The 14,583-nt window shown below is 58.4% G+C and carries 12 protein-coding genes; 5 read left to right on the top strand and 7 right to left on the bottom strand.

Annotated elements, in window-relative coordinates; all coding sequences use genetic code 11:
- The first annotated feature begins 34 nt into the window (after positions 1-34).
- A complete protein-coding gene (gene motA / locus SJY13_RS15920; protein WP_377192204.1) occupies positions 35-904 on the top strand; it encodes a flagellar motor stator protein MotA in 870 nt (289 codons plus the stop codon).
- Positions 901-3,045, top strand: coding sequence for a hypothetical protein (locus SJY13_RS15915; protein WP_377192202.1), 2,145 nt, complete (start codon positions 901-903; stop codon positions 3,043-3,045). The genes motA and SJY13_RS15915 overlap by 4 nt, the downstream gene beginning before the upstream one ends.
- Before the next feature lie 54 nt (positions 3,046-3,099).
- Here SJY13_RS15915 and SJY13_RS15910 read toward each other — a convergent pair whose 3' ends face one another.
- From SJY13_RS15910 to betB, 3 genes are all read right to left on the bottom strand, one after another.
- Positions 3,100-4,452, bottom strand: a complete 1,353-nt coding sequence (locus tag SJY13_RS15910; RefSeq protein ID WP_377192200.1) for an MmgE/PrpD family protein — start codon at positions 4,450-4,452, stop codon at positions 3,100-3,102.
- Positions 4,449-6,893 (bottom strand): GcvT family protein, encoded by a 2,445-nt coding sequence (locus SJY13_RS15905; protein ID WP_377192198.1) that lies wholly within the window; start codon positions 6,891-6,893, stop codon positions 4,449-4,451. The genes SJY13_RS15910 and SJY13_RS15905 overlap by 4 nt, the downstream gene beginning before the upstream one ends.
- Positions 6,894-7,022: 129 nt before the next feature.
- Positions 7,023-8,477 (bottom strand): betaine-aldehyde dehydrogenase, encoded by a 1,455-nt coding sequence (gene betB / locus SJY13_RS15900; RefSeq protein WP_377192196.1) that lies wholly within the window; start codon positions 8,475-8,477, stop codon positions 7,023-7,025.
- 190 nt (positions 8,478-8,667) lie between these two features.
- On the opposite strand from betB, the gene SJY13_RS15895 reads away from it, so the two are divergent.
- Positions 8,668-8,997 carry a hypothetical protein gene (locus SJY13_RS15895; protein ID WP_377192194.1) on the top strand — a complete coding sequence of 110 codons (330 nt, stop codon included), beginning with the start codon at positions 8,668-8,670 and terminating at the stop codon, positions 8,995-8,997.
- Positions 8,998-9,011: 14 nt separating this feature from the next.
- On the opposite strand, the gene SJY13_RS15890 is transcribed toward SJY13_RS15895, so the two are convergent.
- Together SJY13_RS15890 and trhO are read right to left on the bottom strand one after the other, a co-directional pair.
- Positions 9,012-9,515, bottom strand: coding sequence for an ion channel (locus SJY13_RS15890; protein WP_377192192.1), 504 nt, complete (start codon positions 9,513-9,515; stop codon positions 9,012-9,014).
- Positions 9,516-9,520: 5 nt separating this feature from the next.
- Complete coding sequence (trhO, locus tag SJY13_RS15885) at positions 9,521-10,426, bottom strand: oxygen-dependent tRNA uridine(34) hydroxylase TrhO (protein ID WP_377192190.1); 906 nt, start codon at positions 10,424-10,426, stop codon at positions 9,521-9,523.
- A 96-nt stretch (positions 10,427-10,522) separates the two neighbouring features.
- Between trhO and pncA the strand changes: the two genes are divergently transcribed.
- Positions 10,523-11,116: a bifunctional nicotinamidase/pyrazinamidase gene (pncA, locus tag SJY13_RS15880; RefSeq protein ID WP_377192188.1), complete on the top strand. Its 594-nt coding sequence runs from the start codon at positions 10,523-10,525 to the stop codon at positions 11,114-11,116.
- Here pncA and SJY13_RS15875 read toward each other — a convergent pair.
- Positions 11,113-11,646, bottom strand: coding sequence for a hypothetical protein (locus SJY13_RS15875; RefSeq protein ID WP_377192186.1), 534 nt, complete (start codon positions 11,644-11,646; stop codon positions 11,113-11,115). The genes pncA and SJY13_RS15875 overlap by 4 nt on opposite strands.
- Before the next feature lie 164 nt (positions 11,647-11,810).
- Here SJY13_RS15875 and pncB point away from each other — a divergent pair, with 164 nt between their 5' ends.
- Positions 11,811-13,103 carry a nicotinate phosphoribosyltransferase gene (gene pncB / locus SJY13_RS15870; RefSeq protein WP_377192184.1) on the top strand — a complete coding sequence of 431 codons (1,293 nt, stop codon included), beginning with the start codon at positions 11,811-11,813 and terminating at the stop codon, positions 13,101-13,103.
- A 3-nt stretch (positions 13,104-13,106) separates the two neighbouring features.
- Here pncB and SJY13_RS15865 read toward each other — a convergent pair whose 3' ends face one another.
- Positions 13,107-14,558, bottom strand: coding sequence for an aldehyde dehydrogenase family protein (locus SJY13_RS15865; protein ID WP_377192182.1), 1,452 nt, complete (start codon positions 14,556-14,558; stop codon positions 13,107-13,109).
- Positions 14,559-14,583: the final 25 nt, after the last annotated feature.

Genomic DNA, 14,583 nt, shown 5'->3' with positions numbered 1-14,583 from the left:
TCAACCCCGCATCGGAACTTGCTGGAGATCACCCATGATCGGAATTATCGGAATTGTCGTCATCTTCGCCATGGTGTTCGGCGGCTATCTGGCTGCGGGTGGAAAGATGGCTATCATCATGAAATCACTGCCTTTTGAGATGATGATGATCGGCGGAGCCGCAGTTGGTGCCTTTATGATCAGCAACGATCTGAGTGCTGTCAAACACACTGTCAAGGACATGGGCAAAGTGTTCAAAGGCCCGAAATGGAAACCCGAGGATTATCGCGATCTGCTTTGCCTGTTGTTTTCGCTGATCCGCATTGCCAAGGCCAACCCGGTTGAGGTTGAACAGCATATTGAGGAACCGGAAACTTCGTCGGTGTTCTCGGCCTATCCCAAAATCCAGGCTGACAAAGAAGCCGTCCACCTGATCTGTGATACGATGCGATCCGCGTCGATGAACTATGATGATCCGCACCAGGTCGAAGAAGTTCTGGAAAAACGGATGGAGACGAATTTCCACCATGCCATGCATTCCAGCCACGCCCTGCAGACGGTTGCAGATGGCTTGCCCGCGCTAGGTATCGTTGCTGCGGTTTTGGGAGTGATCAAGACGATGGGCTCGATCGATCAGCCGCCAGAAGTGCTGGGCAAGTTGATCGGCGGTGCGCTTGTGGGGACGTTTTTGGGTGTGTTTCTGGCCTATGGTCTGGTGGGTCCGTTTGCGGGCAAGCTGAAGGCGGTGGCCGAAGAAGACAACCATTTCTATCAGCTGATCAAAGAGGTTCTGGTTGCCAATCTGCACAACCATAACCCGGCCATGTGCATCGAAGTCGGTCGCCAGAACACACCGACGCACAACCGACCGGGCTTTACAGAGTTGGAAGAGGCGCTGAAAGAACTCAAGCAGGCGGCGGCATGATCCGGAGTGCTCTGTTGACCTCTGCCCTTATCGCTGCGGCTGGTATGGCCGTGGCGCGGGATGTGACCGTGCGCTCGGGCGAACATGACGGGTACACCAGGTTGGTTGTTCAGGTACCGCCGGGCACGGAATGGGGCCTGAAACAATCGAAAAACGGCGCCAAACTGAGTGTCACGCTGGACGATGTGGCATTCCAGACAGGCTCGGTTTTTCAACGCCTGACCCAAAACCGTCTGGCCACCATCTCGCAGCCAGAACCGGGCGCGCCCCTGGAGATGGAGTTTGGCTGCGATTGCGCTGCCTCAGCGTTTCTATTCCGGGACACGATGATCGTGGTGGATATCGCGCCGGGGTCGTTTCTGCCGCCGCTTACCAGTGATATCCCGCCCCCTGCCGTACCCAATACCCAGCCTGAGACCAAACCCATGACGACAGTGCAGAGTTTTGAAGGGCTGGCCTTGCCTTTGTTGTCACTGAACGCAAGCGGGCTGGAGGATCAGCTGGCGGCGCGGCTGATGCAAGGGGCTGATCGCGATATCATTGACCTGAACATCGCCCCTATCGGGCCCCGAACTTCTGCGGCAAATCAGAACATGCTTTTGACTTCGGACCTTGAGCGGAACATTGAGGTGACCTCGATTCTGGACGAACTGAACGGGTTGCTTGGCCCGGATGTGCCGCATTTGGTGCGCCGCCCCCCGTGTATCTCCAACGCAGAGCTTAAGTTTGACGATTGGTCCGATGATCGCCCGTTCCAGGTTCAAACCGTCGCGTACCGATCCGGTCTGTATCAGGAGTTTGACGTGATCGACACAGCGCGCGCGCTGAACTTGGCCAAGCTATATGCCTATTCAGGTTTTGGGGTCGAGGCGCTAAGGGCACTTGAGTTGTTAGGGGAAAAGACGGCAGAAACGGACCGGATTGCGGCCATTGCCCGGGTGCTGGATAAGGATTCATTGACAGACCAGAACCCGTTCGCGGATCTCCAGCGTTGCGATAGCGACGTCGCGTTATGGGCCTCGTTGACCGAAGGCTACCTACGGGACGATGCCAACCTGATCGCTATTGAACAGGCATTTGCGCGCTTGCCGGATCATCTGCGTCGACACGTGGGGCCCGGGCTTTCGAACCTTTTCGTAAAAGCGCAAAAACTTGAGGCTGCCCGCCGTGTTTTGCGGTCGGTTGACCGGGTCAAAACTCAGACCAGCCCGGAGGTAACCCAGTCCAAGGCCAAAGTTGCCAAGGCCGAGGGGAATGGCCCAAGGACCGAGGCCCTGCTAACCGAAGTACTTTCCGCATCAGAGGCGACGCTGGAAGCCCCGCTGGCGCTGGCACGTCTGGTCGACAAGCGCTGGACCGACCGCGGTGCCGTGTCTGCGCAAGAGATCGACCTGGCCGAATCCTACACGGTTGAGTTTCGCAGATCCGACATTGGCCCGGTGATGCGGCGAACCCATACCCTTGCCCTGAGCCTGGGGCAGGAATTTGATGCCGCGATGGATTTGGCAACAGACCTGCCGATGGAAGCTGAAAACGCGGAGGCGCTGAATCGTGTGGTGCTGATCCTGACCGAACGGGCCGATGACGAGACGTTTCTGCGGCGCGTTTTGACTTTGCCGCCCAGGTCGTCTCAGGCACTGACGACAGATTCTGCCATTGCTGTGGCGGACAGGTTGTCGTCGCTGGGGTTCTCGAAACAGACCCTGTCTTTGGCGAAACGTCCACAAGACAAACTCCGAAGGGGTGAGCGAGCCAGGCTGCGCGCAAAAGCGGCCCTGCTGGATCAGCGCCCGCATCAGGTCATCCTGGAACTGGACAATGACCTCTCGGCCACGGCGGTATCGATGCGTGTCGAAGCACTGATGGCGACGCGAGAGTTCAGTGCAGCGGGCGAATTGTTACACAATTTAGGGCAATTGGATGCGGCGAACAGGTTGTTCTGGCTGGCGGATCAGCCGGATCAGGGCCACGCGTTGGATGACCTGAAATACGGCCGGGTTATGCAGGCCACCCAAGGCCTGATGGTTTTGCCGTCTCGGCAACCTGAAAAGCCCTTGGCAGACGCGACGCAGCTGCTTCAGGACAGCGCGGAAACGCGACAAAGGATTGCCGACCTATTCGCAACACTGGGGCAAGAGTAACAGGGCAGACCTCCGCTAACCGGGGAGAGTGGCTTTGTCCGGGTCCAGGCAGCATCACACCTCTGGGCCGTCAAAGATCAAATTTGACAGGTCAGAATACCGCGTGTCGGGGTCGACCCAGCCGAGCATGGTCTTGCGGATCGCATCGGCACGGTTTGAACCGACCACCGGAGCCGCAAATTCTGTGTATTTGCCGATGACCTCATCGCGGTTCATCGGCGCTTCGGGACCGCCGCGCGCATTGACGTCGCCCGACTCAAACACGCGCCCATCGGTGGTGACAACGGTAACATCCGCCCAACGTCCCTGCGGAAAACGCCGGGTGTGGCGGTCGCTTTCGGCCACGCGAATGCGAGTCAGCAAATCCGCCACTGCAGGGTCGGCCAAACCAGTGCCTGAGATATGTTCGACTCCGATCCGGCCATAGATGGCCTGAACCGCAACAGCAAAAGGCAGGGAATACTGGGCTTGCGAAGTTGTATCGGGCAGCCCTGCGTAAAGGCAGGCGGCCTGGTGGAAACTGTTGATGTCAACTGACCGGATCTGAGCGTGGGTCAAACCATTGTCGCGCATCACCGTGCGAACCCCGTCGATGGCGGCATGGGCCCAGCGACAGATTGGGTAAGGTTTCACATATTGATGTTCGACCTGCCAAAACTGACCCAGATCGTCCCAATGCGGGGCTGCCGCTGCGGCCTCTATGGTGATGGCGGGGGCGCCGGTAAACCCGCGCTCGGCCAGAATGGCAGAGGACACGCCCACCAGCGCACCCCATCCCGACCCATCATGCAACATCGTCGGGTTCGCAATTTCGCGCATCATTTGGCTGCGAGGGCCGTGATATTCAGCAATCCCCATTGCCTGCCGCAATTGCTCGGGCGTGTGTCCGCGCAGCCGGGCCGCCATGGCCACAACGCCCAACGCATTCCACGCACCTGAGGTGTGATAGTCGCTGACAGAGGCATGCAGCGACAAGCCGGCTCGTCCGGCGATTTCATATCCTGTAATCACAGCGGCCAGCGCCTCGGGGCCGGTCAGGGCAGGACGATGTTCAGCAAGTGCGATCAGCGTCGGCAGAACCACAACGCCGATATGACCTTTGGTTGGGTTATAACCGTCATGCCCGTCCAGATTGTCGGTTTGCGTCGCCGCCGCATAGACCGCCCCCGCCAGACTGACCGCGCGGCCATCAAACATCATCCGCGTGCCATAACTTGGATCAGTGCTGGCATATAGCAGCGCCGCTGTGTCGCGCGCGATCACTCCGGCCTGCATCGGACCCGAGGCGATCAATATGCCCATCGTGTCCAGCATCATCAGCGCTGCGGCCTCTTTGGCGCTGTCGGGCATGGTATCCGCGGAACGGTTCAGAGCAAATTCGGCGACGCGGTCAAAGGTATCGGTCATTTGACAGGCTCCATCACCGGCGCGTTGATACCGCGCAGGCGATGGCCTGCCGGATCAAACGGCGGCTCCGCCAGCAATTTGGCCTTATGCGGCTTGCCCAGGATAAACACCTCAACCGTATCGCCGGGCTGCACGACCTTTGGGTCGGCATAACCAATCGCCAGAGATTTTCCCACCGAGTACCCATACGCCCCTGATGTTACACGCCCGACCGGCGTGCCGTCAGGGGTGAAAATAGGCTCACCACCCGAGGCATCGGCCTCATTTACCGCAACCTCAAAGACCGACAAAACCTCGCGCGGGGGGGTGTCTTTGACGGCCAGATAAGCGTCCTTGTTCAGGAATTCCTTGTCCAGCTTGATCAAACCGTCCAGCCCAACCTCGTGCGGCCAGTATTCCTGAGAATATTCGCGACCCCACGACCCATATCCTTTTTCGATGCGTAGGGATCCCAGCGCACGGCCGCCGACGGGGCCGCCGTTGAATGCTTTGCTGGCCTCCAATAACGCGGAATAGAGCCTGATTTGATCGGCTTCGGCGCAGTGCAGCTCCCACCCGAGATCACCAGTAAAGCTGACGCGGATGGCCAGACAGGTAATGCCTGCGACATCAATCGTGCGGGACCGCATGAAGCGGAAACCATCATTGGACAGATCCGCATTGGTCAGCCGTTGCAACAGATCGCGGGACTTTGGACCGGCAACGTTAAAACCGGCGATCCGGTTGGTGGCCACCTCGAATGTGGTTCCTGCCGGTAGATCGACCATGTTGAAGAACCGTTGGTGATAGCGTTCGGCCATGCCGGACCCGATCATCATGTATTCGTCGTCAGCAACCTTGGTGATGGTGAAATCGCCCGCCACGCCGCCACGAACCGAGATCATCGGTGTCAGGCAGGATCGGCCGATCTGGGTCGGCACCCGGTTGGCAACCAGCTGATCCAGCCAGTCATACGCGCCCGGTCCTTTGACCACGTAGTTGGCAAAGTTTGAGATGTCGATGATACCGACGGTCTCACGCAGCATCCGGGCTTCTTGGTCCACCGGCTGCCACCAGTTCTGGCGGGTAAAGCCGTTGGTCTCAACCGTGTGAGGCTGTTCCGCGAACCACAACGGATGTTCCCAGCCGCAGTTCAGGCCAAAGACGCATCCCATGTCTTTTTGCATTTCATAGGCTGGGCGAAGGCGGGCCGGGCGTCCGGCGCTGCGTTCTTCGTTCGGGAAATGTATGGCAAAGCGGTGGGTATAGGCGTCCTCGACCCGAGATTTGGTAAAGGCCTTGTCCGCCCAATCCCCAAACCGCGCCAGATCCCAGGCGAACATGTCGTATTGCGGCTCGCCTTCAATCATCCATTGCGCCGACAACAGGCCCAGACCTCCGGACTGCGAAAAGCCCGGGATGATGCCGGTACAGCAGAAATAGTTCCGCAGTTCCGGGACCGGACCCCAGATCGCATTCGCGTCGGGTGACCAGATCATCGGGCCGTTGATCACCCGCTTGACCCCGGCGGTGGCAGCCACCGGCACGCGTTCGGTCGCGCGAATGACGTTTTCCATGATGCGGTCCAGATCATCGGGAAACAGGTCATGGGCGAAATCCAGCGGTGTGCCGTTTTCAGCCCAGAACCGCATGTCTTTTTCATACGCTCCAATCAGCAGGCCGTTGCCCTCTTGCCGGAAGTAATATTCACCATCCCGGTCGGCGATTGAGGGCAGGCGACGGCCCAGATTGGCGACCTCGTCGATGGTTTCGGTGACGAAATACTGATGCTCGGTCGGTTGCAAAGGCAGTTCGATCCCGGCCAGCGCGGCCACCTCGCGCCCCCACAGACCACCCGCATTCACCACCCATTGCGTGTGGATGTCGCCCTTTTCGGTGCGCACGATCCATGACCCGTCAGGTTGTTGTACAGTCCCTATTACAGGGCAAAACCGCTCAACCGTGGCGCCCATCGCGCGGGCACCAGCAGCATAGGCCATGGTCACGCCAGACGGATCGACATTGCCGCCATCGGGTTCAAACATGATGCAGCGGATATCGTCGAACTGCGCCAGCGGGTGCAGTTCCATCGCCTGTTCGCGGCTGACTTCAAAAAAGTTCAGGCCATAGAACTTGGCCTTGGCTTCCTGCAGACGCAGTTGATGTTCGCGGTCCTCAGTTTGAGCCAGATAGAGGGACCCGGATTGAAACACGCCGCAACCCTGCCCGGTTTCCTTCTCCAGCTCTTTATACAGGTTCATCGTATAATGCTGGATGCGGGTGATGTTGTTGTTGTCGTGCAACCCGTGAATGTTAGCCGCCGCATGCCAGGTCGAGCCAGAGGTCAGCTCATCGCGTTCCAGCAGGACCACATCGGTCCAACCAAGCTTGGCCAGATGGTAGAGGATCGAGCAACCGACTAGCCCGCCTCCAATCACAACGGCCTGTGCGTGGGTTTTCATGGGCTTGACCTCCTGTTGCCGGGCGCATGTGGGGCGCCCGTGCAGGAAAGTCAGCCACAGGTCAAAGCGGTCTTATACTCTGTTCCCGACGTGGAGTGTCGGAAACAGAGTTTGAAGGGCCGGTTTTGATCAGTAGGGCGCCTCAACATCGTTCATCGAGACATAGACAGTCTTCATCTCGCTGAAATGGTTGATTGCCAGTTTCGAGTTCTCGCGCCCAACGCCGGACATTTTCGACCCTCCAAACGGGGCCTCAACCGGAGCGAGGTTGTAAGTGTTGATGTAACAGGTGCCAGCCTCGAAACCTGCCACGATGCGATGCGCACGCGTTAGGTCATTGGTGAACACGCCAGCAGCCAGACCAAACTCGGTGTCGTTGGCGCGGGCTAGAACCTCTTCTTCGGTGTCAAAGTCCAGCACGGACATGACCGGGCCAAAAATTTCCTCGCGGGCGATGGACATGTCATCGGTTACATCGGCAAAAACCGTCGGCTGCATGTAATAACCTTCGCCATCGACCCGGTTACCGCCATAGACCAGCCGCGCGCCTTCGGATTTGCCCTTTTCAACGTAACCCAGCGCGATCTTCATCTGGTTTTCACTGACCATAGGACCGAAATTGACCTCTTCATCCAGCGGATCACCAATTTTCGCGGTGGACAGACGTTCGGACAGGCGGGAAAGGAAAGCGTCTTTGATGCCCTTTTGCACGAACACACGGGTGCCGTTTGAACAGACCTGACCCGAGGAATAGAAATTGCCCAAAATCGCGCCCGAAACCGCGTTTTCAATATCGGCATCGTCGAACACGATCATCGGGGATTTGCCACCCAGTTCCATCGTGACGTGCTTCATGCCATCGGCGGCTGCGGCATAGACCTTGCGGCCTGTGGGCACCGACCCGGTCAACGACACTTTGGCCACGCGCGGATCTGTCACCAGCGATGCGCCCACATCACCATAGCCCTGAATGACATTGTAGACGCCTTTGGGTGCGCCCGCTTCAATCAGAATCTCAGCAACTTTCAGGGCAGACAGGGGCGTGGTCTCGGACGGTTTGAACACCATCGAGTTGCCGCAGGCCAGCGCCGGAGCCCCTTTCCAACAGGCGATCTGGGTTGGATAGTTCCAAGCTCCGATGCCGACACAGACGCCCAGCGCCTCGCGAATGGTATAAACAAAGTCACCGCCGCCCAGCGGGATATGCTCACCGGTGAGTGAGGCGGTCAAGCCTCCGAAATACTCTAACGCATCTGCCCCGCTGGTCGCATCGGCCACCAACGTTTCCTGCAATGGTTTGCCGGTGTCATGGGTTTCCAGAATCGACAGCTCGCGATTGCGGTCGCGCATGATATCGGCAGCACGACGCAGAACACGACCCCGTTGGGTTCCCGACATCGCGGCCCATTCAGATTGCGCCGCTTTTGCACTGTTTAGAGCCTGATTTACGATATCTGGCGTGGCAGAATGCAGCTTTGCGATAACCTCTCCAGTGGCCGGATAGATGACATCAATGGGGGTGCCGCTGGTATCTTCGACATATGCGCCGTTGATGAAATGGCTGGCCTTGGGCTGAAACTTCATGCCGGGTCCTCTTTATTATCTGCGCCGGAATGCCTGGGCGCGGGGACAGTCTGATTTGCATTTAGCGTTTATTGATTGATCAGTCAATAAACGTTGAAACTGGCAGGCTTTTGCCCAGCCGGCCGGGCGCCCTCTTGAAAAAAAGCGGTTAATGTTCTATTTATGTTCTACACAGTCAGAGGATCACCCGATGGCCCAGAGCTTGCGAAATTCCGCCCCAGGCGGCCCGACAAATGACTATCACCTGCTGCCAGTCACCGACAGGCAGATGCGGTATGCTCACGCCATCGCGCAACAATCCGCGCTTGAAATTCCGGTCGAAGCTCGGCGGGATCGTAAATCCATGTCCGCGTGGATATCGGCGCATAAGCCTGACGATCCATCCCCTTTTGCAAATTATCCAACTGGCAAACAGGTCGCATTCGCCGAGCGCATCTCGCGCAGCAAACGGCGCCCGATCCCATCCGAGTGTTTTCGCGACAAACAAATGATGTCGCGCTGGATAGATCAGAACAAATAGCCCTGTATCAGTGTCTAATTATGGCCGTGGTTGCGTGAATACAGCGCCACAGCTGCAGCCACAAACATACCCAGCAGGATATAGCCCGTCACAGCCTCGGCTGAGGCCAGCGCCCGACACAGACCGGTTGGGGACATGTCGCCATATCCAACCGTGGTGAAAGTGACATACGAGAAATACAAGACATCAGCAGGTCCCTGCGCCCCGAACACGCAATTATCTGTGTACCCAAATGCGCCATACACGGCGGCAAACAGGAACGGGACAACCTGGATAAAGGAAATGCCCATCAGAAACAGCAGGCGGCGCGGCGACTTTACCTGCGTCATGTAGAACCACGATTGCGAGACCACCCACAGAACCAGCCCGACCGATGCAAACGTGCCAATGGTGTCCCCGGCGGTTGCCTCGCTTAGGCGCGACAGCACGAACCAGGCCAGAAAGCTGGCGACAACCATGCCAACGGCCGCCAGCAGAGTTGATTTCCATTCTTCCAAAGTCGTGGGCTTGCGGGACATTGCGCTTACTCTGCGCTCAGATGTTCATGCCCACGTTGGCGTGCCAACAGGATCTGTTTCTGACGTTCCCGGAACCGGGCTTTGTCGGCCTCTGATGTCTCATCCACGCAGCGGTGACAGGTCACGCCGTGCTCATAGTCGGGGCGTTTCATATCCTCGGGCAGAATCGGGCGACGGCATCCATGGCACAGTTGGTGTGGACCTTCGACCAGCCCGTGACCCACCGACACGCGGTTGTCGAACACAAAACACTCGCCTTGCCAGGCGCTGTCTTCGACGGGCATTTCCTCGAGATATCGCAAAATGCCGCCTTTGAGGTGGTAGACATCTTCGACCCCCTGCCCCAGCAGGTAGTTGGTGGATTTTTCACACCGTATTCCACCGGTGCAGAACATGGCGACGCGCTTGTTGTGAAAGCGGTCCTTGTTCTCTTCCCACCAGGTTGGGAACTCGCGGAAGCTGGCGGTCTCAGGGTCTAACGCGCCCTCGAACGTACCTATCGCCACCTCGTAATCATTGCGCGTGTCGATCACCACCACATCATCGGACCGGATCAGGTCATTCCATTGTGCGGGATCCACATAATTTCCAACCCGCGCACGCGGATCGACATCTGGCTGGCCCATGGTCACGATCTCGGTCTTCAGGCGCACCTTCATCTTGCCAAATGGTGGATGGTTTGAGGTGGCCTCTTTCCATTCTAAATCGGCGCAACCGGGCAAGGCGCGGATATGCGCGAGAACGGCGTCGATCCCGGCGCGGGGCCCGGCGATAGTGCCGTTGATCCCCTCTTGCGCCAGCAGCAGCGTACCTTTGACCGATTGCGCGTGGCATAACGCCAGCAAAGGATCCCGCAAGGCGGCGTGATCCGGAAAACGGGTGAAGTGATAGAGAGCAGCGATCGTATACATGCGCGCGGTCTAAACCCGCCAGCGCAGAGGCGCAAGAGACCGCATTGACGCCCCTGTCCCCGCCGCCTACCCATAGTGCAAAAGATGGAGGCCCCTATGACCCACGCCCTGATCGTGATCGACGTCCAGAACGATTTCTGCCCCGGGGGCGCGTTGGCCGTCCCGGGCGGGGATGAGATTGTGGCCCCCATCAACGCCATGATGCCCGATTTCGATGCCGTTGTTCTGACCCAGGACTGGCACCCGGCCCAGCATTCCTCTTTCGCCAGTTCTCACACCGGAAAAAGTCCCTATGACATGACCGAGATGCCCTATGGCCCGCAGGTTTTGTGGCCGGACCACTGTGTGCAAGGCACCAAGGGCGCGCAATTTCATCCCGGCCTGCGCACCGATGGCGACCTGATCATTCGCAAAGGGTTCCGAGGCACGATTGACAGCTATTCGGCCTTTTTTGAAAACGACCAGACCACGCCTACTGGGCTAGAGGGTTATTTGAAAACGCGGGGCATTGGCACGCTGACGATGGTCGGGCTGGCGACGGATTTTTGCGTCCATTTCTCAGCAGTGGACGCGGCGCGCCTAGGGTTTGACGTCACTGTACGAATGGGGGCGTGCAGGGCAATCGACCTAGAAGGGTCTCTGGTCGCTGCGCAAGCGGCAATGCGCGAATCGGGCGTTACCCTGGTCTAAGGTGTGGCACCTGCCGCAGCCAGAAACCTGAGAATCGCAATCACCATCACAGCCAGACCCAGCGCAATTCCAATGCGCCATTGAACCGAGCGTCTTTTCGTAGTGGAAGCGTGTGGCTGCCGCATTGCGACCGTCTGATCAACGATATTGGTAGTGGTTTCAGGCTCGGGACGTGCCTGTTTTACATCATCGAGAAATTGCCAGATATCGAATTCGCCGAAATACTCGCCCTGGACGCCCATATTGCGGATGTTCGCAAACAGGCGCTTTAAGATGCGTTCCCGGTCGACGGCGTCTTCAGGCAGGTAGAGCCCATGCGGCAGACCGCTACTGTGGGTCTCAAGGCTGAACCCCGAATCCACAAAAATCCGACGAATCTTTGGGGATGCGCTGTGCAAGGCCTGAACGGTTCGAATGTCGCGAAACCATGCTCGCACGGCACGGTTTCCGGTCACGGCCGCAACGCCGTGTTCGGGATCCACCTCATCCGGAGCAATAGCTACAATATCAAAGTCGTACTCGAAAACCATTCACTGAATTAACCTTACGCTTCCATCCCTTCTTTTCACTAACCGGTGAAAAGATCACATAATATGCTCGATTTGTGACCTGACCTTGTCATTGTCTTCAATCTAGCAACTCTTGCCATTCCACGCACCTATTGATCTAACAACGGAAATCGCAGGAGTTCCCCATGGTCGATATTGCGACACGCGTGTACAATCATAAATGGAAGATTGACCCGATTGTACGGTCTTTGATCGACACGGACTTCTACAAACTGCTGATGTGCCAGTCAGTGTTTCGAAATAAGCCCCAAACAGATGTGGTTTTTTCCCTGATCAACCGGTCGAATCACATTCCATTGGCTGAATTGATTGATGAGAGCGAACTGCGTGAGCATCTCGATCACATCCGGACGCTCAGCCTCAGCCGGGGTGAAAGCACCTGGCTGCGCGGCAATATGTTCTATGGCAAACGACAGATGTTTCGATCGGACTTTATGGAATGGTTCGAGAATATGCGCCTGCCGCCCTATCACCTCGAACGCAAGGGCGATCAGTACGAACTGACCTTCGAGGGCAAGTGGCACGAAGTCATGCTGTGGGAAATTCCCGCGCTGGCGGTACTGATGGAACTGCGGTCCCGCGCAGTGTTGAACGACATGCGCCGGTTCGAGCTGCAGGTGCTGTATGCCCGTGCGATGACCCGCGTCTGGGAAAAGATCGAACAATTGCGCGGTATTGACGGGTTGGGCATTGCCGATTTCGGCACCCGTAGGCGGCATTCCTTCCTGTGGCAGGACTGGTGCGTGCAAGCGATGATGGAAGGGCTGGGTTCAGCCTTTACCGGCACCTCGAATTGCATGATTGCCATGCGGCGCGAGGTTGAGGCGATCGGCACCAACGCCCATGAATTGCCCATGGTGTACTCTGCCTTGGCCGACACTGACGCCGAACTGGCCCAGGCGCCGTATGATGTCCTCAGCGACTGGCACGACGAACATGATGGCAATTTGCGCATCATCCTGCCCGATACCTACGGCACGCAGGGGTTTCTGGACAACGCCCCCGACTGGTTGGCGGGCTGGACCGGAATTCGCATCGACAGCGGCGATCCGGCCACCGGGGCGGAAACCGCCATCAAATGGTGGCAGTCGCGCGGCGAGGACCCGAACCAGAAGCGGGTTATTTTTTCCGACGGTCTGGACGTGGACAAGATCCGCGAACTGCACAGCCAGTTTGCCGGTCGCACCAACGTCTCGTTTGGTTGGGGCACGCTGCTGACCAACGATTTCCGCGGGCTTGTACCGAATGACGCACTGGCACCGTTTTCGCTGGTCTGCAAGGCTGTTTCGGCCAATGACCGCCCAACTGTGAAATTGTCGGACAACCCGGAAAAGGCGATGGGTCCAACCAGTGAGATTGACCGCTATAAACGAGTGTTCCACGTCGGCGCGCAAGAACCGATCGAGGTGATCGTTTAGGCTCTAACCATGGTGGGCGGCCACAGTTTTAACCTGTGAAAAGCCATACAGGGCCTCAAACCCCTTTTCTCGGCCATGGCCGGACTTGCCGACCCCGCCAAAGGGTAGTTCAACTCCGCCCCCTGCGCCGTAATTGTTGATGAACACCTGACCCGAGCGCAGTTGTTTCGCCAATCGCATCTGCCGCGCGCCGTCGCGGGTCCAAAGACTGGCAACCAGACCGTATTCGGTGGAATTGGCAATCTGTACGGCCTCTTCCTCGCTTTCGAAGGGGATCAGAACCTGAACCGGGCCAAAGACTTCATTCTGCGCCAGCACGTGATCCGGGGGCACATCAGCAAACAGGGTCGGCCGGACATAGGCCCCGCCCGCAGGCGCATGATCGACGATCCTCCCCTGACCAGCGATGCTGAGATCACTTCCTTTGGCCAAAAACCCCGTCACGATCTGTTGTTGCCGGGCCGAAATTAGTGGGCCAAGGCGCAAATCCTCATGCGCCGGGCCAACGGTCAGATCGGCATAAGCGTCGGCCATGCGGGATTTGACCTGCTCATACACCCCGCGCTGCACCAGAATGCGGGATGAGGCCGAGCAGGTCTGCCCTGCGTTCTGAATGCCCGCATTCACCAGAAACGGCAGGGCGGCGTCCAGATCGGCATCGTCAAACACCAGTTGCGGAGATTTCCCGCCCAGTTCCAGCGTCACCGGCACCACATTGCGCCCCGCCGCCTGTTGCACCAGCGCACCGGTGGCGACCGAGCCGGTGAATGAGATATGTTGCATGCCCGGATGCGCCGACAGCGCTGCGCCGGCCTCGGCACCAATCCCCGGCACCACATTCAGCGCCCCGGCGGGCAGACCGGCCTGTTGCGCCAGATGGGCAAAGGCCAGCGCCGTCAGACAGGCCTCTTCCGCCGGTTTCAACACGCAGGCATTGCCCATCGCCAGCGCCGCCCCGACCGAGCGGCCAATGATCTGCATCGGGTAATTCCACGGCACGATGTGGCCCGTAACCCCATGCGGCTCGCGCAGGGTATAGACGGTATAGCCGTCCAGATACGGGATCGTCTCGCCCATCACCTTATCCGCAGCACCGCCATAAAACTCGCAATACCGCGCCAGGGCCACCGCGTCCGCCCGCGCCTGGGTCAGCGGCTTGCCGACATCCATCGCCTCAAGCGCCGCCAGATCATCGACCCGTTCCAGCACCATCCGACCCAGCCGCGTCAGGATACGCCCGCGTTCCAGCGCGGTTTTGCGACCCCAGTCGCCCGACAGCGCTGATTGAGCCGCAGTGACGGCGGCATCTATGTCGCTGGCCTGCCCCCGCGCAATCCGGGCAATCTCGGACCCGTCTGAGGGGTTGATCAGCGACAAGCCCTGTTGTGACGCAGGTTTCACCCAAGCGCCGCCAATCAGGCACAAGCCGGGATCGAACCAGAGGGGGTGGGTCATGTCAGGCTCCATTTCGTCTCTAACT

Origin of the sequence: Ruegeria meonggei (assembly GCF_042768335.1) — a bacterium.
GTDB classification, from domain to species: Bacteria; Pseudomonadota; Alphaproteobacteria; order Rhodobacterales; family Rhodobacteraceae; genus Ruegeria; species Ruegeria meonggei.
The sequence above is the reverse complement of the archived record's forward strand: the minus strand, read 5'-3'. Positions and strand labels throughout refer to the sequence as shown.